General features: G+C 65.4%; 19 protein-coding genes and 1 pseudogene. 10 read left to right on the top strand and 10 right to left on the bottom strand.

Features of this window, described 5'->3' with window-relative positions; genetic code table 11:
* Positions 1–51: 51 nt before the first annotated feature.
* The 4 genes from LAQ58_RS06510 to LAQ58_RS06495 all read left to right on the top strand — a co-directional run bounded on the left by LAQ58_RS06510 (position 52) and on the right by LAQ58_RS06495 (position 3438).
* The gene (locus LAQ58_RS06510) at positions 52–933 is read left to right on the top strand and encodes a halocarboxylic acid dehydrogenase DehI family protein (protein WP_224449790.1); all 882 of its coding nucleotides are present in this window, start codon (positions 52–54) and stop codon (positions 931–933) included.
* Positions 934–1024: 91 nt separating this feature from the next.
* Complete coding sequence (locus tag LAQ58_RS06505) at positions 1025–1726, top strand: MBL fold metallo-hydrolase (RefSeq protein WP_224449789.1); 702 nt, start codon at positions 1025–1027, stop codon at positions 1724–1726.
* 5 nt (positions 1727–1731) lie between these two features.
* Entirely contained in the window at positions 1732–2571 is an 840-nt protein-coding gene (locus tag LAQ58_RS06500) for an alpha/beta fold hydrolase (RefSeq protein ID WP_224449788.1), read from the top strand.
* A gap of 54 nt (positions 2572–2625) precedes the next feature.
* Positions 2626–3438, top strand: coding sequence for a zinc ribbon domain-containing protein (locus LAQ58_RS06495; RefSeq protein ID WP_224449787.1), 813 nt, complete (start codon positions 2626–2628; stop codon positions 3436–3438).
* A gap of 53 nt (positions 3439–3491) precedes the next feature.
* On the opposite strand, the gene LAQ58_RS06490 is transcribed toward LAQ58_RS06495, so the two are convergent.
* The 3 genes from LAQ58_RS06490 to LAQ58_RS06480 form a co-directional block, all read right to left on the bottom strand.
* The gene (locus tag LAQ58_RS06490; protein ID WP_224449786.1) at positions 3492–4433 is read right to left on the bottom strand and encodes a DMT family transporter; all 942 of its coding nucleotides are present in this window, start codon (positions 4431–4433) and stop codon (positions 3492–3494) included.
* A gap of 153 nt (positions 4434–4586) precedes the next feature.
* Entirely contained in the window at positions 4587–5687 is a 1101-nt protein-coding gene (locus tag LAQ58_RS06485) for a DNA topoisomerase IV subunit A (RefSeq protein ID WP_224449785.1), read from the bottom strand.
* A gap of 1 nt (position 5688) precedes the next feature.
* The gene (locus tag LAQ58_RS06480) at positions 5689–8109 is read right to left on the bottom strand and encodes a DNA topoisomerase VI subunit B (protein ID WP_224449784.1); all 2421 of its coding nucleotides are present in this window, start codon (positions 8107–8109) and stop codon (positions 5689–5691) included.
* Between the two features lie 396 nt (positions 8110–8505).
* Between LAQ58_RS06480 and gyrB the strand changes: the two genes are divergently transcribed.
* Positions 8506–10422, top strand: coding sequence for a DNA topoisomerase (ATP-hydrolyzing) subunit B (gyrB, locus tag LAQ58_RS06475; RefSeq protein WP_224449783.1), 1917 nt, complete (start codon positions 8506–8508; stop codon positions 10420–10422).
* Between the two features lie 20 nt (positions 10423–10442).
* The gene (gyrA, locus tag LAQ58_RS06470) at positions 10443–13079 is read left to right on the top strand and encodes a DNA gyrase subunit A (protein ID WP_224449782.1); all 2637 of its coding nucleotides are present in this window, start codon (positions 10443–10445) and stop codon (positions 13077–13079) included.
* Positions 13080–13519: 440 nt separating this feature from the next.
* Here the strand turns inward: gyrA and LAQ58_RS06465 are convergent.
* Together LAQ58_RS06465 and rocF are read right to left on the bottom strand one after the other, a co-directional pair.
* A pseudogene (locus LAQ58_RS06465) lies at positions 13520–13936 on the bottom strand (DUF389 domain-containing protein); the annotation flags it as partial.
* A 554-nt stretch (positions 13937–14490) separates the two neighbouring features.
* Positions 14491–15399, bottom strand: a complete 909-nt coding sequence (gene rocF, locus LAQ58_RS06460; protein WP_224449781.1) for an arginase — start codon at positions 15397–15399, stop codon at positions 14491–14493.
* Positions 15400–15532: 133 nt separating this feature from the next.
* Here rocF and LAQ58_RS06455 point away from each other — a divergent pair, with 133 nt between their 5' ends.
* Positions 15533–16972: a DUF389 domain-containing protein gene (locus tag LAQ58_RS06455; RefSeq protein WP_224449780.1), complete on the top strand. Its 1440-nt coding sequence runs from the start codon at positions 15533–15535 to the stop codon at positions 16970–16972.
* Here LAQ58_RS06455 and LAQ58_RS06450 read toward each other — a convergent pair.
* The gene (locus tag LAQ58_RS06450) at positions 16957–17874 is read right to left on the bottom strand and encodes an NAD-dependent epimerase/dehydratase family protein (RefSeq protein ID WP_224449779.1); all 918 of its coding nucleotides are present in this window, start codon (positions 17872–17874) and stop codon (positions 16957–16959) included. The two genes, LAQ58_RS06455 and LAQ58_RS06450, sit on opposite strands and share 16 nt — an antisense overlap.
* A 204-nt stretch (positions 17875–18078) precedes the next feature.
* On the opposite strand from LAQ58_RS06450, the gene LAQ58_RS06445 reads away from it, so the two are divergent.
* Positions 18079–18612, top strand: coding sequence for an Rrf2 family transcriptional regulator (locus LAQ58_RS06445; RefSeq protein WP_224449778.1), 534 nt, complete (start codon positions 18079–18081; stop codon positions 18610–18612).
* Positions 18613–18788: 176 nt separating this feature from the next.
* On the opposite strand, the gene LAQ58_RS06440 is transcribed toward LAQ58_RS06445, so the two are convergent.
* The 3 genes from LAQ58_RS06440 to cdd all read right to left on the bottom strand — a co-directional run bounded on the left by LAQ58_RS06440 (position 18789) and on the right by cdd (position 21675).
* A complete protein-coding gene (locus tag LAQ58_RS06440; RefSeq protein WP_224449777.1) occupies positions 18789–19955 on the bottom strand; it encodes an NAD(P)/FAD-dependent oxidoreductase in 1167 nt (388 codons plus the stop codon).
* 153 nt (positions 19956–20108) lie between these two features.
* Positions 20109–20933, bottom strand: a complete 825-nt coding sequence (locus tag LAQ58_RS06435) for a nucleoside phosphorylase (RefSeq protein ID WP_224449776.1) — start codon at positions 20931–20933, stop codon at positions 20109–20111.
* Between the two features lie 325 nt (positions 20934–21258).
* Entirely contained in the window at positions 21259–21675 is a 417-nt protein-coding gene (gene cdd / locus LAQ58_RS06430) for a cytidine deaminase (RefSeq protein WP_224449775.1), read from the bottom strand.
* Between the two features lie 179 nt (positions 21676–21854).
* On the opposite strand from cdd, the gene LAQ58_RS06425 reads away from it, so the two are divergent.
* Positions 21855–22109 (top strand): DUF7520 family protein, encoded by a 255-nt coding sequence (locus tag LAQ58_RS06425; protein ID WP_224449774.1) that lies wholly within the window; start codon positions 21855–21857, stop codon positions 22107–22109.
* Positions 22110–22163: 54 nt separating this feature from the next.
* Positions 22164–22439: a DUF8142 family protein gene (locus LAQ58_RS06420; protein ID WP_224449773.1), complete on the top strand. Its 276-nt coding sequence runs from the start codon at positions 22164–22166 to the stop codon at positions 22437–22439.
* A gap of 21 nt (positions 22440–22460) precedes the next feature.
* Here the strand turns inward: LAQ58_RS06420 and LAQ58_RS06415 are convergent, their stop codons facing one another.
* Positions 22461–23048, bottom strand: a complete 588-nt coding sequence (locus LAQ58_RS06415) for a GNAT family N-acetyltransferase (protein WP_224449772.1) — start codon at positions 23046–23048, stop codon at positions 22461–22463.
* Positions 23049–23067: the final 19 nt, after the last annotated feature.

The following is a 23067-nucleotide window of genomic DNA, read 5'->3' as shown; positions in this document are numbered from 1 at the left end:
AAACGTGCCTACCGGAGCAACGTTTGACTACGTGCAGAGTGCACTGTCGGTATGGACACGAGCGCCCAACTCTACGAGTCGGAGGCGACGGGATGGAAACGCGGCCTGTACGAGGATGTGAAGGGAACGTTCCGCGCCCCGTTCGTCAACTGGATCTTTCGGACGGCGATGGCGAATGAACCGGCGCTGCTGCGCTACGCGTGGGGACAGGTCAACCCCGTCTTCGGGACCCGCGCGTTCGGCGAGTTCGCGACCGCCTACCGCGACGAGATACTCTCGGTCGACACGGAGTTCGACCTCCCGTCGTACCGCCGCGAGACGCTCGGTGTCCGCCCCCCCGAGTACCGCGAACTCCGGGGGCAACTCGCAACGTTCGACGTCGTCGCGCCGCGACTGCTGGTGTTGTTCGAGCTGATGGACCGGGCGCTTCACGACGAACCCGTCGGCGTAGAGCCGGACGAGTCCCGGTCGGCGACCGAACCGCTGCCGTCGTGGCTCGACCGCGGCCGGGGCGCCCCGCCGACGATGGTCGGTGCCGACGACGTTCCCGACCAGTTGGACGACACGCTCGATTCGCTTCGGAGGTACCACGGTCTCGACGACTCGCTGCCGAGCATCTACCGGTGTCTCGCGCAGTGGCCGGAGTACCTCTCGACGGCGTGGCGCGACCTCGAACCCGTCCTCGAATCCGAGGCGTTCGCCGACGCACGCGCCGGTGGCGACGAACGAGTCGGGGCGTTCGTCGACGCGACGCCGTACCGTCCGCGACTCGACTCGGAGACGCTTCGAAAGCTGGGCTTCGAGAGCGAGAGCATCGAGGGGATGCAGTCGCTGTTTGCCGGATTCAACGACGACCCGGTTCGAAGCGTCGTCGCGACACTCCCCGTCTGGGCGGCGACGGTCGACGCCGGGGGCGAGCGGACGCTGCACTGAAAGTCGCTGTGGACGCCAGGGTATCGGTGTCCGGTCACAGCGCCTGCGAAGACGTGCGAGATTTATCCCGGCGCGGTTCGACTCACACGGTATGACGATCCGACACGACGGTCTCTCGGTAGAGTGGCTCGGCTACGCGACGGTCAGGATCGAGACGCCGGACGGCTTCGTCGTCTACCTCGATCCCGGTCGCTACGGCGTCCTCGACGGCTACGACGCCAAGGATGGGGATTTAGTCTGCGTCTCGCACATCCACCACTACGACTCCGACGGCATCGAGCGCGTCGCCAAGGAGGACGCGACGGTCGTCGCCTACGGCGGCATCGACGTCGACGACACCGACCGCGACGTGACGCCGCTGTCGGAACTCGACTACGAGGTAGTGGCCCTCGGGCAGGAGGACCGCTTCTCGGCCGAGGGCGCGGACGTGTGGACGCTCCCGGCGTACAACGAACCCGACGGTCCCCACACCCGTGACGACGGCGAACCCTACCATCCGGAGGGGTTCGGCGTCGGCTACCTCCTGTCGGTGGGCGGTCGAACCGTCTTCTGGCCGGGTGACTCCGACGTGCTCGAGGGCCACGAGCAATTGGAGGTGTCGCTGTTTCTGCCGCCCATCGGCGGCGCGTTCACAATGGATCGCGAGGAAGCCGCCGGTCTCGCGGAGACGCTTGACCCCGACCTCGTCTTACCCATCCACTACGACACCTTCGAGGCGCTGGAGACCGATTCGAGCGCGTTCGCCGCCGACGTCGCCTCGCGCGGCGTCCCGGTGGTCCTGGACGAACGGTGAACCCGATGAGGAACCGAATCGACTACGGCCACCTGAACGGGCGACTGCCGTACTACCGCGTCGGCGACGGACCGCGACGCCTCGTCGTCTTTCCAGGCCTGCGCGACGCGCTGTGGGGGCGCGACTCGTCGCGTCTGCTCGCCGAGTACCTCGCCCGATACCGCTACCGCGAGTTCACCGACGAGTACACCATCTGGGTGCTCAGTCGGCCGCGCGGCCTCCCAGCGGGCCACACGACGCGCGACATGGCCGCCGACTACGCGGAGGCGCTCGATGACATCGGTTCCGCCTCGATTATGGGCCACTCGATGGGCGGTCTGGTCGCCCAGCACTTCGCCGCCGACTACCCCGAGTTGACGCGACGAGTCGTCCTCGGGTCCAGCGGCTGTTACGTCGGGAGAGAGGGCGCGGAGACACTCGGCCGGTGGCACTCGTGGGCCGAGCGAAACGAGTGGCGCGAGATACAGCTCGACGGCGTCGCCGTGACGTACTCCGGCTACCGGTCGCTTCTGTATCCGCCGCTTCTGGGCGCACTCGGTCAGCGGTTGCGCCCGGAACCGACCGTCGATTCGGACGTCGGCGTCTCGTGTCGCGCCTGTTTGAACCACGACGCGCGCCGACGCCTCGTCGACATCGACGTACCGACGCTCGTCATCGGCGGCGCGCACGACCACTTCTTCCCCGAAGAGATACTGCGGGAAACTGCGGCCGGAATCCCGAACGCCCGCGTCGCCGTGCTTGGCGGCGTCGGTCACGGCGCGTTCGAGGAGCGAAAGGCCTCGGTCGACGCGACGATACGGGCGTTTCTCGGCGACCGAACCGAACCGATGGCTAGACTCGACTGACTCGTCGGATCGCCTCACGTAAATTACTTGTTTCGCGGATGTCGATTTTCGAACATGGTCCTCGACTCGTCGACGCCGAACTTCTGCGCGAACTGCGGAGCGTCTCTCTCCGCGGGGGCGTCGTTCTGCTCGCAGTGTGGTTCGGGCGTCTCCTCCTCGGCCGGTTCCGGCGCGGACACGACACTCTCACCCTTCCGTCAGCGGGTCCACGAGTACACCGTCCACGGCTGGGAAGTAGAGCACGATTACGGCGACCGGGTCGTCGTCAAGAAGCGCGGCTTCGGCTCGATCCCGGTTCACGTCCTGCTGTTTCTGTTCACCGGCGGCGTCGGCAACGCCGTCTACGCGTGGTACCGCTACTCGCCCGGCGCGTCGCGGGCGGAACTCCGAGCCGACGGCACCGAACGGTGGGTCGACGGCCAGTCGTCGAGCCGTTCGAAGTTCGGCGTCGACCTCGCGACGGCGGGCGGCGTCGTCGTCGGATTCTTCCTCGTCTGGGCGGCGGCGGTCGCCGCCGTACAGGGCGTCCTCTCGGGGTTCGTCGTCGCGTCGCTCGTCGCCCTCGTCGTCGGCCTGTTCGTGATTCGGCGACGCTCGGCGGCGACGAAGCGGCGCTCGCCGACCGCGTTCGGTCGCAAGCGCGTCGTCGACACCGAACCCATCGACGAGGGCGAGCGCTGCGTCGTCTGCGGCGAGCGCGCTCGCGACGGTGTGACGCGGACGTTCGCCGACAAGACGTACCTCGCCTGGTTTCCGGTCAAGACCCACGACGAGGGGTCGAACAGTTACTGTCGGCGGTGCGCGGTCGACGACTCCCACGCCGACGAGGGCGAGCGAGAACTGGACGAACTCCGCGAGTCGGCCTGAGGTCGGAGTCGCTTCGACGCCGCGCGAGCCTCGCTTCGAGGCCGGCCGCAGCTTCACCTCGATTCTACGTGGATGAGCCAGACGCCGACGAGGACGAGCGCGCCGCCGACGAACGTCGTCGGCGGGAGGGGTTCGTCGAGCAGCAGAACCCCGAGGACGACGGCGACGATGGGTTCGACCGTGCTGACGAGGCCGGCCCGAGAGGCGCCGATGCGCCGGATTCCGCCGAAGAACGTCACGACAGGGACGACGGTCGCGAGCACGGCGATACCGACGACCGTGAACCACCCGGAAGGCGTCGCTGGCAGCGCCAGCGACCCAGTGGTTGTCCCGTAGGCGAAAAACGACACCGCGGCCGCGGGGAGGACGTGTCCGGCGAGCACGAGACCGTCGGTATCGGCGAGTGCGACCCGACTGACGACGATGTAGCCGGAGTAGACGACCGCCGATCCGAGCACGATGGCGATGCCGACCGACGAGACGCCGACGGGGTCGACGCCGGCGACGAGTGCGACGCCGCCGAGGACGAGCGGGAGGGCGACGAGTCGTCGCTGCGTCAGCGGCTCGCCGAGAAACAGCGCCGAGAGGACGAGCACGAACGCCGGGTACGTGTATAGCACCAGCGTCGTCACGCCCGCGGTGAGGTATTCGAGCCCCCAGAAGAACAGCGCGCTCTGGCCCGTGTAGCCGACCAGTCCGAGCGCGACGGCGACGAACAGGAGTCGCCCGCGGAGTCGGAGTCGCTCGGACGCGCCGGCCCGGCGTCGACGAGCGACGAGAACGGCCCAGACGAGAAGCGTCGCCAGCGCGAAGCGCAGCGCGAGCACCGACGGCACGTTCAGCCCGGCGGCGAAGGCGAGTTCCCCGAGAACCGCCAGCGTGCCGAAGCCGACGGCGGAGACGACGACGAGCACCATCCCGACCCTCTCGGAGCTACGGTCCCGGTCGCCGTGCGAATCCATCGTCTCACTGTTCGTGAGAATCCACAGAAGCATCTACCGATACGGCGTCGGTGCTATCTCGCCGTCGGGGGTGCCGTCGAATTCCGTCGAACTCGGTCGAATCCGTCGAGTCCGAACGAATTCCGCTGAGTTCAAGCGAATCCCGGCGAATCCCGGCGAACCCCGCCGCGTTCGATGAACGACAGCCTACAGGACACCCATCTCGCCGAGTCGCTCGGGGAGGTAGGTGTCGGTGACGAAGTCCAGCCCACGCGAAGCGAGCGCCTGCTGTTCAGCCTTCTTGCCGATGTCGAGCTGGAGCTCTATCTGCTCGGTCCAGTACTCCGTCTGGAACCGCGGGTCGTCCAACTCGCTCTGCAGCGCGTTGACGTCGGAGTCCGAGAGTGGGTCGGTCGGCAGGTCGTAGTCGACGATGTCCTGCGGCTGGATGCCGACGAATTTGGCTTCGGGCGTCGCAAGATACTCCGAGAGGTGCGCGGACTTGATGGAACCGTACGCCACGGAGCCGTAGATGCGGTACGACCATGGGTCGCCGTCGGTGAAGACCACGACGGGTAAGTCGAGTTCGTCGTGGAGGCGTTTCGTGATGCGGCGGGTCGCGCGGGCGGGTTGGCCCTTCAGGTGGACGACCATCGCGCCGTGCTCCTCGTCGAAGCCGTTCTCGACGAGGCGGTCGCGCATCCCACCGGTCTCCACGCAGAGGATGAACTCGATGTCGTGGTCGAGGAACTCGATGGTGTCCGGGTTGTTCGGAATCTGGTAGCCGCCCTCGCCGACGTCCTGCTGGCAGTGAATCTCGCGTTCGCCGCGTCGCGTCTGCTCGCGAATCTCGAGCGGTCCCATCAGGGTCGCCCCGGACTCCTCGGGGCGCATGTGGAAGTCCTCGCGGGTGACCTTCGAGACGATTTCGAGGTCCTCGACCAACTGGTTCGACTCGTCCTGGTCGTTGAAACCTGCCTCCTCGGAGTCCCACGACTCCGAGAGGTAGTACAACTCACGCAGCGTCGATGAGCGGTCTTCCTCCAACTGCTGGGCGAGGAAGTCGATGGTGTAGACGGCCTTGAGCAGTTTCCGCGCACCGCGAACGCTGTTGGCGCTTCGGGTGCTGGTGCGGTCGCCGTACACCCAGACCTTGCTCTCCTCGTCGTACTCGATGTTGCTCTTTGTTCGGGTGGGCAGTTTCATCTCCGGAATCTGCCCGCCCGCGAACTGGTCGTAGAACTCCGCTGCGAGGTCGATGAGACGCTCGCGGGCTTTCTCGTCTTGAATATCCGTGTTTGAACTCATATCAGGCGTTCACCGTGAGTCGTTCCGCGTCGATCCCTTCGACGTTGATGTCGAACGATGCGTCCGAACCGACCGTGTACGTGAGCGTCGCCGTCTCGCCCGACGGCACCGACGGCTTCCACTGGACGAACCACTCGTCGTCGAGGTCGACGACGGTCGCCTCGCCGTTGAGACCCTGCGGTTCGACCGAGACGATGTCGGTGATGTCCAACTCCTCGCTGCGGTCGGAGTAGTTGCGGACGCTGAGCGTCACCTCGTCGTCGTTGACGCGGCGCTCAACGCTCACGTTGTTCATGATGCGGGCCATCGCGCCGTCGATGTTCGGGCGTTCTCGCCCGGTAACCTCCGACACCTTGTCGGCCATCTCGGGGAGAATCTTCCCGAGGACGTTCTGCTTCTGGCGGCGCTGCTGCATCGAGCGCCGCTTCTTCAAGTAGGATTTCAGTTCGCGGGCGGCCTCGCGGATGGCGAGTTCTATCTCGTCTTCGATGGCCGGGATGTTCGCCAGCGCGTCCTTCGACTCGCTCGTGAACGGGACGTTCGTCGAGGCGACGTGGATCATGATGACCGCGGGACCGTTCGGCATCCCGCTGCCGCCGGGTTGGTCCAACCCGTAGTTTCGCCAGCCGATCTGTTTGACCACGTCCGTCGTCGCGCACGCGCCGCGCTGGTAGACGAGCGGGACGCGGTTGGCGAAGCGGAGCAGGTCGACGCTCCCCTCGGCGGCGAGTTCGCCACCGTAGGCGATGCCAGCCTCGACGATGAACGGATCGCCGCCGTGAACCTCCGCGTCACGGGTCGCCGCCGCGTAGAAGTCGGCGTCGTACTCCTTTCGGAGCCCCGCCTCGACCAGTTCAGCGGTGATGGGCGAGAGGCACTCCGTCGGCGGCGCGAGGATGTCGGTCACGCGCATCGCTTCGAGCAGGTCGCTCGCGGCGTCGCGGTCGTCCGCCACATCGCGAACCGGCGGCGTTTCGTCGGGAACCGTCCGCATCGATTTCCAGAGCGCCTCCGTGACGTTCTCGCGGGCTTTCTCGCCGATAGTCGCATCGTCGTACTCGACGGTTGCGTCGGCGGCGTCGGCGACGAGCGCCCGGAGCGCTTTCTTCGAGAGGCGGTGCCGGTCGTCGTCGAGCGCGGCGAACTTTCGGGCGAGACGTTCGGCGAGGCCGTGGACCGTCGCATCGTCCTTCTGGGTGCTCGTCGCCCCGTCGACGGCGGCGTATAGCGACGGCGTCAGCGACGACTCGACGCCGTCGTCTGCCTCGTCGTGGCGGGTCAGTTCGGCCCACGCCGCGGCGACTGCCTTCTCGCGGACCGTCTTGCCGAACGTTTTGCCAGTCTCCTCTTGTACTGTCTCGGCGACGTTGTCGACGATGTCGACGAGTTCGTGATGGCTCGTCCGCTCGCGGGAGGTCAGCACTTCGGCGACGCCGGACGCGAACTGCGTCGTCGCCTCCGGACCCTTACCGGAGACGGCGTCGGCGACGGCGGTTTCGAGTTCGTCCGCGTCGGCGACGGCGGGCCACGCCATCTCGCGGCCGTAGTGGTTGTCGCGGAAGTTGTCGAGCACTTTCCCCGCCGTCTTCTGGCCGACGCGGGTGAACTCCTCCTGGAGAAAGCCCGACAGCGAGTACGAGTCCGTCGCGCCGAGCATCTTCAGGAGTGTTCCGAGTTCGACGCCGTGGGGGTGCGGGCGAATCTCCTCGGTCTTGGCGGGGAGTTGGTCGGTCGCCCGCTCGAACTTCAGCGGCGCGTCGAGACCCGGTTCGCGGAGTTCGAATCGCGCGTGGGGGTTGACGACCGCCGTGTGCTTGATGTAGTCGTGCAGTTGCTGGCGGGCGCGCATGTTCGCCTCCATCTCCAGTTCGATGCGCGTGCCGTGGGGACGGTCCCACGAGGTGTCCCGGGATTCGCGTATCTCGGGTTCGTTCTTGTCGGTGTCGACGACGAGTTCGAAGTATCGCGCGTCGGCACTTCCTTGCGTTCGGGAGGTGATTTTGGCGGGCTTGCCGCTCGTCAACTGCGAGTAGAGGACGGCCGCGGAGATACCGATACCCTGCTGGCCGCGCGACTGCTCGCGGGCGTGAAAGCGAGAGCCGTAGAGCAGTTTCCCGAACACCTTCGGGACCTGCTCTTTGGTGATGCCCGGTCCGTTGTCTTCGACGATCAGGCGGTAGTAGTCGTCGACCTCCGCGATTTCGACGTAGATGTCGGGGGCGATTTCGGCTTCTTCGGTGGCGTCGAGCGCGTTGTCGACGGCCTCCTTGACGGCGGTGACCAACCCTCTGGCCCCGCTGTCGAAGCCGAGCATGTGTTTGTTCTTCTCGAAGAACTCGGCGATGGAAATCGACCGCTGGTTCTCGGCCAGCTCGTCGGCGATTCCCGCCTCGTCGCCGAGTGTCGACTGAAACGAGGTCATTCTGTGAACGCTGATATCAACGGGACGCTTAAAACGTGTTCGGGACCGGGGTGAAAGTGAAAACTTACCGAGTTGGCTGTTGACACACCGAGTCGTTAGCTCTACAGAAAGACTCGAAATCAGATTGGTACGACAATCGAAGAGTCCGATGTCCCGGCTGATACCCTGGGGGTTGCGTGCTCGAAAACCCGCTCTACGGGAACGAGCGCCAACCGACCGACAGAACCAGGACGCGTCGACGTACCGGCCGCCGGATGGCCGTGAAACGCCGGGAGAACGGCGTCGTTCGCGACTCTCCCGAGTCGCCGTCGCTCGCCTCTTGGGTCTATTCGGTCTCCGCGCGCCCGCGCGTACGAGGGCTTTAAGGAGGGCGGTATCTTAGCTGAGGTAGATTCTATGTCCCAAGACAGCGAGTACGGCGCCGGGCAAATTCAGGTCCTCGAAGGCCTGCAAGCTGTCCGGAAACGCCCGGCGATGTACATCGGCTCGACAGACGTTCGCGGACTCCATCATCTCGTCTACGAAGTCGTCGACAACTCCATCGACGAGGCCCTCGCGGGCTACTGTGACAGCATCGAGGTGACGATTCACGACGACGGCTCGGTGTCGGTCTCCGACAACGGCCGGGGCATCCCGGTCGACACCCACGAGCAGTACGAGCGCCCGGCCGTCGAGGTCATCATGACCATCCTCCACGCCGGCGGGAAGTTCGACAACAAGTCCTACCAAGTGTCGGGCGGCCTCCACGGCGTCGGCGTCTCCGTCGTCAACGCGCTCTCCCACTCGCTGGAGGTCGAAATCAAGCGCGACGGCGGCGTCTGGAGACACCGCTTCGACCACGGCGAACCCGAGGAGGGGAAGTTCGAGCGCGTCCGCGACCTCGACTCCGACGAGAACACGGGAACGACGATTCGTTTCTGGCCCGACTCGGACATCTTCGAGACGACGGAGTTCGACTTCTCCACGCTCGCGACCCGCCTCCGCGAACTGGCGTTTCTCAACTCCGGCGTCGAGATAACGCTCGCCGACGAGCTCTCCGAGGAGTCAGAGACGTTCTACTACGAAGGCGGCATCCGCGAGTTCGTGGAGTACCTCAACGAGACGAAGACCGCGCTCCACGACGACGTGGTCTACTTCGAAGACGAGGACCAGAACATCCAGGTCGAAGTCGCGATGCAGGCGACCGACGAGCTTCAGGGCTCGATTCACGCGTTCGCAAACAACATCAGCACTCGCGAGGGCGGCACCCACCTGACCGGGTTCAAGACGGCGCTCACGCGCGTCGTCAACGACTACGCGAGCAAGCAGGGCCTCATCGACGATCTGGACGAGAACCTCCGCGGCGAGGACGTTCGCGAAGGGCTGACCGCGGTTATCTCCGTCAAACACCCCGATCCGCAGTTCGAGGGGCAGACGAAGACCAAGTTGGGCAACTCCGAGGTCCGCGGCATCGTCGAGAGCGCAGTGCACAAACACCTCTCGACGTACTTCGAGGAGAACCCCGGTACGGCGCAGGGGATAATCCGCAAAGCCGCCGAGGCCGCCAAGGCCCGGAAAGCCGCCAAGAAGGCCGAGGAACTGACACGCCGCAAGAGCGCACTCGAATCGACCGCGCTCCCGGGCAAACTCGCCGACTGCCAGACGCGCGAACCCAGCGAGTCCGAACTGTTCCTCGTGGAGGGCGACTCCGCGGGTGGCAGCGCCAAGCAGGGTCGCGACCGGCACAATCAGGCGATTCTCCCCCTCCGCGGGAAGATTCTCAACGTCGAGAAACACCGCCTCGACCGCATCCTCGAGAACAACGAGGTGCGCGCGCTCATCACGGCCATCGGCGCGGGCATCGGCGAGGAGTTCGACGTCGAGAACGCCCGCTACCACAAGATCATCCTGATGACCGACGCCGACGTCGACGGCGCGCACATCCGGACCTTGCTCCTCACGCTCCTGTACCGTCACATGAAGCCGCTTCTGGAGGCGGGCTACGTCTACGCGGCGCAACCGCCGCTGTACCGCATCCGCTACCGCGGCGAGACGTACGACGCGATGACGGAAGCAGAACGCGAGCGCATCATCGAGGAGAAGTGCAACGGCAACCCGACGCGCATCCAGCGGTTCAAAGGACTCGGCGAGATGAACCCCGAACAGCTGTGGGAGACGACGATGGACCCCGACAAGCGCATTCTCAAGCAGATCACCATCGAGGACGCCGCCCAGGCCGACCGCATGTTTAACGTGCTGATGGGAGACGCCGTAGAGCCGCGAAAACAGTTCATCAAAGAACATGCCACCGACGCCGAGTGGGTGGACATCTAACTACTACGTATCCATAATATATGAGTTCAGAACTCCCGGACCCGGACGTGAACGCGGAGGCCGCGCGCGTCCAGACCGCACGCATCGAAGACGAGATGGAACAGTCGTACATCGACTACGCGATGTCCGTTATCGCCGGACGTGCCCTCCCGGACGTCCGCGACGGACTCAAACCCGTCCACCGTCGCATCCTCTACGCGATGCACGAGGCGGGCGTCACCTCGCGCTCCTCGCACCGAAAGAGTTCCTCCATCGTCGGCGAAACGATGGGTGATTACCACCCGCACGGCGACTCCGCCATCTACGACGCGCTCGCCCGCATGGCGCAGGACTTCTCCATGCGCTACCCGCTGGTCGACGGTCAGGGGAACTTCGGCTCCGTCGACGGCGACCCGCCGGCGGCGATGCGGTACACGGAGGCCCGCATGTCCGCCATCGCCGAGGAACTGCTCGCGGACATCGAGAAGGACACCGTCGACTACCGCGCGAACTACGACGACCGCCTGCAGGAACCCGACGTGCTTCCGGCGGCGTTCCCGAACTTGCTGGTGAACGGCTCCTCCGGCATCGCCGTCGGGATGTCCACCAACGTCCCGCCGCACAACCTTGCGGAGGTCATCGACGCGACGGTCCATCTCATCGACAACCCCGACTGCACCGTCGAGGACCTGATGGAGTACGTGAAGGGACCGGACTTCCCGACGGGCGCGAGCATCGTCGGCCGAAACGCCGTCCATCAAGCGTACAAGACGGGGCGGGGACGTATCCGCGTCCGCGCCGAGTTCGAGGTTGAAGACGACGAGCGCATCGTCATCACGGAGCTACCGTTCCAGCAGAACAAGGCGCGACTCGTCGAGCGCATCGCCAACAACGTCAACGAGGGGAAGATAGAGGGCGTCCGCGACCTGCGCGACGAGTCCGACCGCGACGGGATCCGCATCGTCGTCGAACTGAAGCGCGACGCCATGCCCGAGGTCGTCAAGAACCAACTGCTCGAACACCACCTCGAATCGACGTTCGGCGTCATCAACCTCGCGCTCGTCGACGGCGAACCGCGTGTGCTCACCCTCAAGGAGACGCTCGAAGAGTACGTCCGACACCGCCGCGAGGTCGTGCGCCGCCGCAGCGAGTACGACCTCGAGGAGGCCGAAGACCGAGCGCACATCCTCGAAGGCCGTCTGACCGCGCTCGAACACGTCGAGGAGGTCGTCGACCTCATCCGCGACTCCGAGAACCGCGACGACGCGAAGGAGGCGCTGATAGAGGCGTACGACTTCTCGGAGGCGCAGGTCGACCACATCGTCTCGATGCAGCTCGGGTCGCTGACCTCGATGGAGGCCGAGGCCATCGAAGAGGAGTACGAGGACGTGCAGGCGACCATCGAGCGTCTCAACGAGATTCTCGAGAACGAGTCCGAACTGCTCGGCGTCATCAAAGACGAACTCCGCGAGATAAAGGATGAGTACGGCGACGAGCGCCGGACAAGTTTCATCGAGGACACCGGAACCGTCACCCGCGAGGACCTCATTCCGCAGGATGACATGGTCGTCGTCGTCACCGAGGATGACTACATCAAGCGGATGCCCGCCGCCGACTTCCGCGCGCAGGGCCGCGGCGGGAAGGGGATCATCGGCACCGACCTCAAGGAGGGCGACCGGGTGTCGTCGGTGTTCTTCGCGAACACCCACGACTACCTGCTCGTCTTCACCACCCACGGGCAAGTGTACCAGCTCAAAACCTACCAGATACCGGAGATGGGCCGGACCGCCCGCGGAAAGTCCGCGGTGAACCTGCTAGACCTCGACGCCGACGAGGAGATTACGGCCGTCGTCAACACCGACGAGATGGACGACGACGAGTTCCTCACGATGGTCACCCGCGACGGCTACGCCAAGCGGACCGCCGTCGACGAGTTCGCGAACATCCTCTCGACGGGTATCCGCGCGATTCGCCTCGAAGACGGCGACGAACTCGTCGACGTGGAGGTGACAGACGGTGAGCGCGACCTCGTCGTCGCCACCGAAGGCGGCATGAGCATCCGCTTCGACGAGGACGAAGTCCGCGCGATGGGCCGCAGCGCCCGCGGCGTCCGCGGCATCCGCCTCACCGACGGCGACGTGGTCGCGGGCGTCGCCGCCGTCGATCCGAGCCAGCACGACTGGCTGCTCACGGTGACGCAGAACGGCTACGGCAAGCGCAGCGACCTCGAAGATTACCGCAAGCAGTCCCGAAACGGAAAGGGTCTCATCGACATCAAGACGAACGAGCGCAACGGGACGGTCTGCGCCATCGACGCCGTCGCCTCCGGCGACCACCTGCTGGTGATGAGCGAGGACGGTCAGATAATGCGCACCCGTGTCGACGACATCTCGAAGTACGGCCGCAACACGATGGGCGTCATCGTGATGGACTTAGTCGAGGGCGACTACGTCGCCGCCGTCGACGTGATTCCGGCCGCGAGCGTCGGCGACGACGCGGAGGACGAACTGGAAACCGTCACCCCAGAGACGGACGGAGGCGACGAGGTCGAAGCCGACGAGACCGACGACGACGACGCGGAGGACGAACTGGAAACCGTCACCCCAGAGACGGACGGAGGCGACGAGGTCGAAGCCGACGAGACCGACGACGACAACGGCGAGACAGACGTCGAGTAGTTCGTCTGCGAGTAGTCGACGAACCGGACGCGGACGACGGGGTTCTGTTCCGTCGCCGCTCGTATCTGTTGCTGTATCTCACCCGGGAGCGACGAGTACGGTCGATCGGTCAGCCGGACGACGGATACCGTCACCGTTTCGCGGTCGGCAAACCCGACCGGATATGCGTACTGCACGCTGACGCTCGTCGCTTGGAGGTTACTGTACTGCTCCTGTCCGAGCACCTCCTCGACCTGCTGATTCACCGTCTGCTGGTAGTTCATCTGCTGTGCCGTCCCAACGGTGACGACGCCGACCCCCGCGAGCAGGACCAGCGCCACGAGCGCGACGGCGGGCACGTTGACCGAATCGTTTTGCAAGTAATTGCGGAAGCTCTCGACGCTGGAGTGGTAGCCCAGAAACGACAGCGTGGCCACCATCGAGACGTCGATGGCGAGCACCGTCGCCACCAAGAGGAGCACGGTTCCGAGCGCGACCAACGGTGTGCCCCACGCGATGCCGATACCGACGACACCCGCCGCGGGGATGAGCGCCGCTGCGACCATCACGCCGATGAGCGACAGCGGCCCCTTCGTCGTGACGCCGAACGTCGCCGCGGCCCCAGCGGCGATGCCAACGAGGATGGCGACGGAACTGGGCGCGAGGCGGAGACTGACGAGTTCGATGCTCGCGGGGGCGAGCGTCGACGTGACGATCGAGAGTTCCTTCATCGCGAAGGCGGTGACGGTCGCGCCGACGATAGCGACGGCGAGGCCGAGCACCTGCTGGCGGACGCCGGCGACGGCCATCTCCCAGTTGTTCGTCGTCGCGCCGACCGTCGCGGTGAGTATCGGGCCCATGATGGGCGCGATGACCATCGACCCGACGACGATGGCGGGCGAGTCGATGAGCAACCCCGCCGTGGCGATGATAGCGCTGAGAAAGAGCATCCAGACGTAGGAGTAGTCGTCTCGACTCAGCGACTGCGCTTTCGACTGGAGTTCGAAGCCTGCGAGGGGAGTGAAATCCTGCGCGTAGCGCTTCTGCAGTCGGTCGACGTTCGGGGTCAACACCGCCTCCGTGCTTCCGACGACGGTGTAGGACTCCTGGTTCACTCCGGCGTCGTGGAGATCTTCGAGCACCTCCCGAACGCCGTCGGCCGGAACGGGGAACTGGAAGAGCACCTTCGCCTCTGTACCGCTGCCGTCGCTCGTGACGGCGTAGTCGACCTCTAACTCCGAGAGCGTCTCTTCGACCGCCGGGCGCTCCTCGGCGGGGACGAAGATGTGGACGTGTCGCACGTGGTAGGTACCGACGGACGACTGAAAAACGGGGTGTCTGTGTATTCAGGGTGCGTCGGTGGCGAACGCGAGTTCGACGGCACCGGGGAGGCCGAACGGCCGATTCCGAAGGGTGCTTCGGGGGCCGGGCGTCAGAGAATCGTCTTGCCCAGCGCGCTCGCAGCCAGTTCCGTCGCCAGCGCCGCCGTCTCGTTGTGTTCGTCGAGAATCGGGTTCACCTCGACGACTTCGAGCGACCGCAACGCCTCTGACTGGGCGACCGTCTCCAGCGCCGAGTGCGCCTCGCGGTAGCTGACGCCGCCGCGGACGGGCGTCCCGACGCCGGGGGCTTCCTTGGGATCGAGCCAGTCCATATCGAGGCTCACGTGGACGCCGTCGGTGCCCTCGGTGACCACGTCGAGCGCGTCGTCGACGACATCTGTGATGCCGCGTTCGTCGATGTCGGACATGGTAAAGGCAGTGAGGTCGGTGTTGCGGATGAGTTCGCGCTCGGCGTCGTCGAGGCTCCGGAGACCGACGAGCGCAACGTTCTCGGGACGGAGACCGTCGGCGTTGGCCCACTCGACGCCCCCGAAGTCGGCGACGCCGAGACCAGCCGCCAGCGGCATCCCGTGGACGTTACCGCTGGGCGTCGTCGTCGGCGTGTTGAGGTCGCCGTGGGCGTCGAACCAGATGGCCCCGATGTCGGCATCACGCGCGGAGCCGACGAGCGACCCGATGGCGACGGAGTGGTCGCCGCCGAGCACCAGCGGCGTCACGTCGTCTTCGAGCGCGGCGGCGACGTCGTCGGCGAGACGTACCGAAACTTCCTCGGTCTCGCGGAGGAACTTCGCGTGGCCCTTCGTCGGTTGGTTGACTTCCGGGTCGCGCTCTTCGGCGCGCGGAACCGGCAGGTCGCCCGCGTCCTCGGGGACGACGCCCGCATTCTCCAGTTGCTCGGCGAGTCCGGCGTAGCGAATCGCCGACGGACCCATGTCGACGCCGCGTCGATTCGCCCCGTAGTCGGTCGGTGCTCCGATGATTCGGACCGTTCGGGTCATACCCGAACGTTCGTGACCGAGCGGGTAGTGATTCCGGTTCCCGGTCGTCGACGTGACGAGGAGGCGACCAGAACGTTTCGCCGAATGCGACAGTCCGCCACGCTCAAGGCGAATACGCGTATCGATGTGGTAGATGCGGCTCATCAAGCTCCTCGTGAGCGAGGACACCAAACAGAGCGTCGTCGACGTTCTGGAGACCGAGAACATCGACTTCGTTGTCACGAAGGATGCGACGGAGCACGAAAACGACGTTCTCGTCGAGTTCCCGCTGCCGACGCAGGCGGTCGGATACGTCATCGACGAACTCCGCGACGCGGGCGTCGACGACAAGAAGTACACTGTCATCGCCAGCGCCGAGACAGCGAAGACCCGCAACTACCACGAACTCGAAGAGCGGTTCGTCGCCGGCGTCGAGGAGGACGACGCGGTGGCGCGCGAGGAGATTCGTGCGAAGGCGCTGGACATGCACCGGAGCAAGCTGACGTACTACTCGATGACGATGTTCAGCGCCATCGTCGCGGCGGCGGGACTGCTGATGGACTCGCCCGCCGTCGTCGTCGGCGCGATGGTCATCGCCCCGCAGGTCGGCTCCGCGCTCATCGCGGGCGTCGGCATCTCGCTGAACGACCGACGCATGATCCGTATCGGCTTCGCGCAGCAACTGTTCGGGTTCGGCGCGGCGATTCTCGGCGCGTTCGCGCTCGGACTCCTCCTCCAGTCGGGACAGATAGTCACCTCCGTCCTCGACGTGTCGACGGTCAGCCAGATAAGCAAACGAATTTCGCCGGGGTTGCTCTCGTTGCTCGTCGGCCTCTGCGCCGGAGCCGCCGGAGCGTTTGGTCTCGCGACGGCGCTGCCCGTCTCGCTCGTCGGCGTGATGATCGCCGCGGCGCTCATCCCCGCGGCGGCGGCCATCGGAATCGGGTTGGCGTGGGGGCTTCCAGGCGTCTACCTCGGCGCGAGCGTGCTGCTCGTCGCCAACGCGGTGGCGGTCAACGTCTCGGCGTTTCTCGTGCTCTGGTATCTCGGCTACCGACCCGACTCGTGGACCGAGAACACCCGCGAGACCAACGGCGGCGAGTCCGTCGCCGCCGCCGAGACGGACGGCCACGCCCAGTACGCCGCCGCCGCCGTCGCCCTGCTCGTCCTCGCGGGCATCTTCGTCGGGGCGGGCGGCCTCCTCGTCGGCCAGATCGCGTTCGACAACGACGTGAACACGGCCGTCGAAGACGTGCTCGAACAGGAGCAGTACGGCGAACTCGAACTCACGTCGATGCGGGCGGAGGTCGGAATGGTGCGCTACTTCGGGCAGACGCCCGAAATCACCGTCGTCGTGATGCGACCGGCCGACGAATCGTATCCGGATCTCGCGTCGACGATTCGCGAGCGAATTCGGCAGGAGACCGGATACGACGTCGCAGTCGCCGTGGAGTTCCGCGAGGGCCAGCGCGTCGGACACTCGGTGGCTGGACAGAAACGGGTCGACGGACGGTCGTCGTCCGCTCTCGCCTCGGTGCCGACTCCTTCGTCGCCGCCGCCCGCTTCAGTGACCCGCGCTCACTCGTCGAGGTAGGGCGCGCAAACGCGTCGGACGCCCTCCTCGAAGCCGATTGTCGGTTCCCAGCCGGTCTCCTCTCGCATCTTCGAGGCGTCGGCCATCGTGTCGTGGACGTACACGTCCAGCGGGTTCTCGACGTACTTCGGTTCGACGTCGGTACCGAGCACATCGTTTATCATCGACACCATCTCGTTGAAGTCGTAGCTCTCGCCGGTGCCGAGGTTGTAGACGCCCTGTAGTTCGTGGTCGGCGGCGAGTTCGAGCCCCCGGACGATGTCGTCGACGTGGGTAAAATCGCGGGTCTGCGAGCCGTCGCCGAACAGTTCGGGCCGCTCGCCGTTGGCGATCTTGTGCGCGAACTGCGCGACCGTGTTGGCGTACTGGCCTTTGTGTTCCTCCGCGCCGCCGAAGCCCTGGTACACCGAGAAGAAGCGCATCCCCGCCGTCGACATCTCGTAGTGGTTATGGAAGTACTCCGCGTACCGTTCGCGCGCGAGTTTCGAGGCCTCGTAGCCGGTTCGCGCCTCGACGCTCATGCTCTCGGGCGAGGGTTCGGTTCGACTGCCGTAGATGGAGGAGGTAGACGCGTAGACGACGGTGTTACAGCCGTCCTGTCGGGCCTGGTCGACAGTGTTGACGAACCCCTCGACATTGACGCGCGCGCCGTGGCGCGGGTTCTCCTCGTGCATCGCGTACGAGGAGAGCGCCGCGAGGTGGAACACGACGTCGACGTCCGTGGGGAGATCGTCGTCGAGAACGCTCGCCTCGACGAACTCAACGTCGTCGGAGAGGTTCTCCGGCGTCCCGAGATAGAGGTCGTCGACGGCCACCACGTCGTTGTCGACGGCGAGGTGGTTCGCGAGGTTCGATCCAATAAATCCGGCCCCGCCGGTGACGAGAACTCGCTCGTTCTGCATACCTATACGCCCCAGAGGCGCCGGTAAAGGCCTACCGGTTACCCTCAAGCGAGCTGAAAAGTTCGAGACAGAAACGGGCGGCCGTACGTCATCGAACGGACATTCTCCGAAGGGACAGTTACTCAGCCGAGAGCTTCGGCAGAATATTCATTGAAAAGCCCCCTATCCGTCGAATTTAAGAACATCAATTGCGAACGTTCGTTTATGTCGTCTATCGAACTCACCCCGAGTCAGAAACAGATACTCACGGCGCTAATAAATCTCTACCGTCAGGCCGAGGACGCAGTGAAGGGCGAAGATATCGCCGCGGAAGTAAACCGCAACCCCGGCACGATTCGTAACCAGATGCAGAGCCTGAAGGCGCTGCAGTTGGTCGAAGGCGTTCCGGGACCGAAGGGCGGCTACAAGCCGACGGCGAACGCCTACGAGGCACTCGACGTACAGGAGATGGACGAACCGGCGACGGTGCCGCTGTTCCACGAGGGCGAACGCGTCGAGAACGCCAACGTCGAGGAGATAGACCTCTCGAGCGTCCACCACCCCGAACTCTGCCGCGCGGAGATTCACCTGCAGGGGTCGGTTCGCAACTTCCACGAGGGCGACAGCGTCGTCGTCGGGCCGACGCCGCTATCGAAACTCGTCGTCGAGGGAACCGTCGACGGAAAGGACGACACGAGCAACATCCTCATCCTCCGCATCGACGACATGACCGCGCCGGCGGAGGAGCCGGAACACTAAACTGATTCGGGAAAAAGCCACGCTCTCGCGGTTCTTCGTTTTCTCTGTCTCTCCGGCACGTCGAGCCGAAGGGATGTCCGGCGCAACCGCTCTGCGGGGCGACGGAAGGGAAAAACAGCGACGGAAAGAGGAGGAAGCCCAGAGACGGAGACGACGCCGCGCGAGGCGTCCGGCTCCTACATGTCGTCCCAGGCGGTGACGGCGCGCTTGGCCGACGAGATATCGGCGATCCAGCGCGTCGCGACCGCTTTCTTGAGGATTTTCGCGCCGGTACCGCCGAACGTCTGGACGGGCACGCCCATCACGTCGTGGGCGACGGCCATGTCGCCGACGGAGACGAGCGTCCCTTTGTCCTTGTGCGTCCACGTCTTCAACGGCTGACCGCGGACGGATCGGGCGAGGTTCTCGCCCGCGACTTCCGCCGCCTGCCACGCCGCCTGCGCGGTGGGCGGCGCGACGTTGTCGTTACCCTGGTCGACGAGCGCCGAGTCGCCGATGGCGAAGACGCGCTCGTCGCTCGTCGCGAAGTCCGAGCCCGCGAAGATGCGGTTCGAGCGCTCGTCCTTGTCGATTTTCGCCTCTGCGACTTCCTTCTGGCCGGTGATGCCGCCGGTCCATATGAACACGTCGTAGTCAAGCTCCGTCTCGTCGCCGACGTAGATGGCCTCGTCGTCGACTTTCGAGATGAACTCGCCAGTCATGATCTCGATATCCTGGAGTTCGAGGCGCTTGCGGAGCGCACCCTGCAGCTCGGGGTCGTTACCGGGGAGCACCTCGTCCAGCCCTTCGACGAGTTTGATGTCGATGGGCGCGCGGTGTTTGTCGCGGAACTCCGCGATTTCGCCAGCGGCCTGAATGCCCGAGAGCCCCGCGCCGCCGACGATGACCTGGGCGGGTTCGCTGCGCGACGCTTCCTCGGAGGCGGCTTTGATTTGCTCGTGAATCTCGCGGGCGTCGTCGAGGCTCTTGAGCGTGAGCGAGAACTCCTCGAGTCCTTCGATGCCGTAGAAGGCGGTGGCGCTGCCGAGCGCCACGAGCAGGTAGTCGTACTCGACGGTTTCGTCGTCAGCGAGTTCGACGACGCGCTCTTCGACGTCGACGTTCTCAACGCGGCCCTTCACAAACTCCGTCTCCGGCGATTTGATGTCGTCGACGGGGACGGCGACTTTCGATTCGACGCTCGGGTCGCGGATGACCCGGTGGACCTCGTGGAGAACGAGGTGGTAGTCTCGATCCGAAATCCACGTGAGTTCTGCTTCGTCGTCTTCGATCTCGTCTTCGAACGCTTTCACCGCGCCGGCACCGGCGTACCCGGCGCCGAGAACGACGACCTTCTGAGTCATGCGTGTAGGTGCGAAGCCATGAGATAAAGGGGCTTTGGAACGAGAACGGCCCCGTCGCGACCGAGAACGCACGATTTTGGACTGCGTCACGGTTCTGTGACGGCGGTTGACCGTCACCGACTCAGGCAGTCACCGGCTCAGACAGTCACCGACTCACAGCGAGAGACCGGCGTGCCACGTCTCGACGCCAGCCTCTCGTTTCACCTCATCCATGCGCGCGAGGAGCGAGACGGCGAGACTGGCCGTCTCCGCCGCTCGCGACTCGCCTTCGGTCCGGAACTCGCCGGTGATGCGGTTCGCGTAGACCGAACAGACTGCGCCCGCGCGGAGACCGTAGACGTTCGCGATGGTCAACAACGCGCTCGCCTCCATCTCGATGTTCTTCACGTTCGCCGCCCGCAGTTCCTCGACGAGCGATTCGCTGCCCGCAGCGCGGAAACCGTCGAGACCCGGGCGCCCCTGCCCGGCGTAGAAGCTGTCGGCGCTCATCGTCAGTCCGACGTGGTAGTCGTAGCCGAGGCGCTCGGCGGCGGCGACGAGCGCGGAGACGACCTCGTGATCGGCGACCGCCGGGTAGTCCTCGCGGACGTACTCGGCGCTGGTTCCCTCCTGCCGCACCGCGCCGGAGGTGATGACGAGGTCGCCGACGTCCATCTCCGGCTGAATCGCGCCGCAGGAGCCGACGCGGACGTACGTGTCGACGCCGACGCGGGCGAGTTCCTCGACGGCGATGGCCGCGGACGGACTGCCGATACCCGTCGACGTGACCGAGATGGGCGTGCCGTCGTACGTACCCGTCGCCGTCCGGTACTCGCGGTGATGGGCGACTTCCTCGTACTCGTCCCACAGCGCGGTGATCTTGTCCACGCGCTCGGGGTTCCCGGGGAGCAACACGGCGTCGGCGACGTCGCCCTCGCCGACTTCAATGTGGTACTGCACCTCGTCGTTCGGGTCCTCGCTGGCGTCAGTGTCGGTCATACCCGCTCTGGGTGACGACGTAACAAATAATCCGAGGATAGCCAGTGTTCCGGCGAGACCGAGCCAGTCGTCGTTAGTCGTCGTTAGTCGGCGACGGTCGGCGACGGTCGTCGGTAGGTGGCGACGGTCGGCGACGTACTCACTCGGCGAATGAAAACGCCCGCGACGGCTCACCGACGTCCGTGGACGGCGTCGGCGACACGCGCTGGTGGGATGACAGACGATAGTATGGTATCGTTCCGCGGGCGTGTCGCCTGTTACCCGTTCACAGTATAAATCATTCGATTGATGCAGTATACAGGGGTGAAAAAGAAAACCGGTCGGGTCAGCGGTCGGCCGAGCGCTCGGCGTCAGAGAGCGTCCCTTCGGAGATGGTGTTCGGCAGCAGTTCGCCGAGCGTGTACTCGCTCGTCCGCTCGCCGCCCTCGTCGCAGACGACGACGAACGGCTCGTCGCAGAACTCCGAGAGCGTCTGCCGACACATGCCGCAGGGCGTGACGCCGTCGCGGACACCCGAGGTGACGGCGATGCGGTCGAACTCTCGGTAGCCATTCTTCACCGCCTCGGCGACGGCTACCTCCTCGGCGTGGAGACTGTTGCTGTAGTTCGCGTTCTCGATGTTGCACCCGACGAACACCGTGCCGTCGACCGTTCGCAGCGCGGCCCCGACGCGGTACTCCGAGTACGGGACGTGGGCGTTCGAGAGCACCTCGCGGGCCTTCTCGACGAGTTCGTCAGCCATGGACCTTCGAGGACGCACGCGACCGACATAATCGCTCCGCCAGCGGTTTCGGTGCCGGAACGGGTCTCAGGGCGGTCGGTCGTTCCGTCGGCGACGGGGTACCGCTCCGTCGCCTCCTCGACGCGACTCCTTCGACCCTGGTGAGAAAGAGTCTATAACCGACGCCTCCGAGTTCGACCGTGAACGAATCAGACCGCGGTCGTCGCATCCTCCTCGGCGTCGGTGGTATCGTTGTCCTCGTCGCGGGACTCATCGGCCTGTTCGTCGGCGAGAACAGCGCGGGTGCGTCTATCGACCTCCTCGGCGTCGCGACGCTTCCAGTGAGTCCGGTGACGATGGCCCTCTACGGCGCCGTTCTGGCGACGGTAGCGCTCTCCGCGCTGTTCGCCGCCGTCGAGTTCGTCTCGCGGCTAGAAAATCGAGACCGAGTGTAGTCGACGCGTCGAACGGAGCGCGGGCCTTTTGGGGGTCGGACACGGAGTTCGGGTATGGCCGCCACGACGAGCGACTCCGACTCCGACTCGCCGGACTCGACGCCGCTAACGGAGGAGAACACACCGCTGACGGAGGAGAAGGGGCGAAACCGAAAACGGGCCGCGCTCGCCGTCGCACCGTTTCTCGCCCTGGGCCTCTTCGACGTGGTGCTGTTGCTGTTTTGGGGCATCGAACCGCTGTGGGCGTTCGCCATCCTCCCGCCCATCCTCTTCTGTTCGGTGCTGGCGTGGATCGTCTTCAGCACCGACTTCCTTGACGACCGGACCTGAGAGGCGGAGTCGGTCCGCTCGTCATCGCCCCGTGTCGTACTTGTACGTCGCCGAGTCCGGGTCGATACCGAAGTCCTCGGCGCTCTCCTCTGGTTCCGCCGACTCCGGGTCCAACTCTGGTGCGGCTCGCTTGAACGCCTCTCGAGCCTCTGTCGACATCTCGAACGCCTCGACGGGCAGCGAGAGCGCCACCGCGTCGGGCATCACGCTATCGCGCTTGGCTTCGAGTCGCTCGCGAACCGCTGGGCGGAGGTTCTCCGACTCAACCGGTTCGAAACCGAACTGCACGAGATACCCCGGTTCGTCTGTGAAGCAGTACACCTGCTCGAACACCTCGTCGCCGGCGGTCTTCACGAGTCGTTCGACGACGTGCGCGCCGACGCCCTGTCCGCGCCACGCCTCCAGCACGCCGATACCTGTGAGTTCGCAGAAGTCGCCCTCGTCGTGTTTGTGGATACGGATGCGTCCGAACCCCGCGCGAGTGTTCGACGACTCGTCGACGGCGACGACGTAGTCGCGCGAGCGGAACGCGGCGTCGTCGAGTCCCATCGCCTCGATGTGGTCGAGTAACCAGACCTCGTCACGGTTCTTGGCGTCCCGCACGTACATGTTACCCGATAGTCACCGA

The organism is Haloprofundus salilacus (assembly GCF_020150815.1).
In the GTDB taxonomy this organism is placed as follows: domain Archaea; phylum Halobacteriota; class Halobacteria; order Halobacteriales; family Haloferacaceae; genus Haloprofundus; species Haloprofundus salilacus.
The sequence above is the reverse complement of the archived record's forward strand: the minus strand, read 5'-3'. Positions and strand labels throughout refer to the sequence as shown.

Bases quoted from the DNA above. Each gene is read 5' to 3' on its own strand.
- LAQ58_RS06510 (WP_224449790.1), top strand. From the start codon at position 52: ATGGACACGAGCGCCCAACTCTACGAGTCGGAGGCGACGGGATGGAAA.
- LAQ58_RS06505 (WP_224449789.1), top strand. From the start codon at position 1,025: ATGACGATCCGACACGACGGTCTCTCGGTAGAGTGGCTCGGCTACGCG.
- LAQ58_RS06500 (WP_224449788.1), top strand. From the start codon at position 1,732: ATGAGGAACCGAATCGACTACGGCCACCTGAACGGGCGACTGCCGTAC.
- LAQ58_RS06495 (WP_224449787.1), top strand. From the start codon at position 2,626: ATGGTCCTCGACTCGTCGACGCCGAACTTCTGCGCGAACTGCGGAGCG.
- LAQ58_RS06490 (WP_224449786.1), bottom strand. From the start codon at position 4,433: ATGCTTCTGTGGATTCTCACGAACAGTGAGACGATGGATTCGCACGGC.
- LAQ58_RS06485 (WP_224449785.1), bottom strand. From the start codon at position 5,687: ATGAGTTCAAACACGGATATTCAAGACGAGAAAGCCCGCGAGCGTCTC.
- LAQ58_RS06480 (WP_224449784.1), bottom strand. From the start codon at position 8,109: ATGACCTCGTTTCAGTCGACACTCGGCGACGAGGCGGGAATCGCCGAC.
- gyrB (WP_224449783.1), top strand. From the start codon at position 8,506: ATGTCCCAAGACAGCGAGTACGGCGCCGGGCAAATTCAGGTCCTCGAA.
- gyrA (WP_224449782.1), top strand. From the start codon at position 10,443: ATGAGTTCAGAACTCCCGGACCCGGACGTGAACGCGGAGGCCGCGCGC.
- rocF (WP_224449781.1), bottom strand. From the start codon at position 15,399: ATGACCCGAACGGTCCGAATCATCGGAGCACCGACCGACTACGGGGCG.
- LAQ58_RS06455 (WP_224449780.1), top strand. From the start codon at position 15,533: ATGCGGCTCATCAAGCTCCTCGTGAGCGAGGACACCAAACAGAGCGTC.
- LAQ58_RS06450 (WP_224449779.1), bottom strand. From the start codon at position 17,874: ATGCAGAACGAGCGAGTTCTCGTCACCGGCGGGGCCGGATTTATTGGA.
- LAQ58_RS06445 (WP_224449778.1), top strand. From the start codon at position 18,079: ATGTCGTCTATCGAACTCACCCCGAGTCAGAAACAGATACTCACGGCG.
- LAQ58_RS06440 (WP_224449777.1), bottom strand. From the start codon at position 19,955: ATGACTCAGAAGGTCGTCGTTCTCGGCGCCGGGTACGCCGGTGCCGGC.
- LAQ58_RS06435 (WP_224449776.1), bottom strand. From the start codon at position 20,933: ATGACCGACACTGACGCCAGCGAGGACCCGAACGACGAGGTGCAGTAC.
- cdd (WP_224449775.1), bottom strand. From the start codon at position 21,675: ATGGCTGACGAACTCGTCGAGAAGGCCCGCGAGGTGCTCTCGAACGCC.
- LAQ58_RS06420 (WP_224449773.1), top strand. From the start codon at position 22,164: ATGGCCGCCACGACGAGCGACTCCGACTCCGACTCGCCGGACTCGACG.
- LAQ58_RS06415 (WP_224449772.1), bottom strand. From the start codon at position 23,048: ATGTACGTGCGGGACGCCAAGAACCGTGACGAGGTCTGGTTACTCGAC.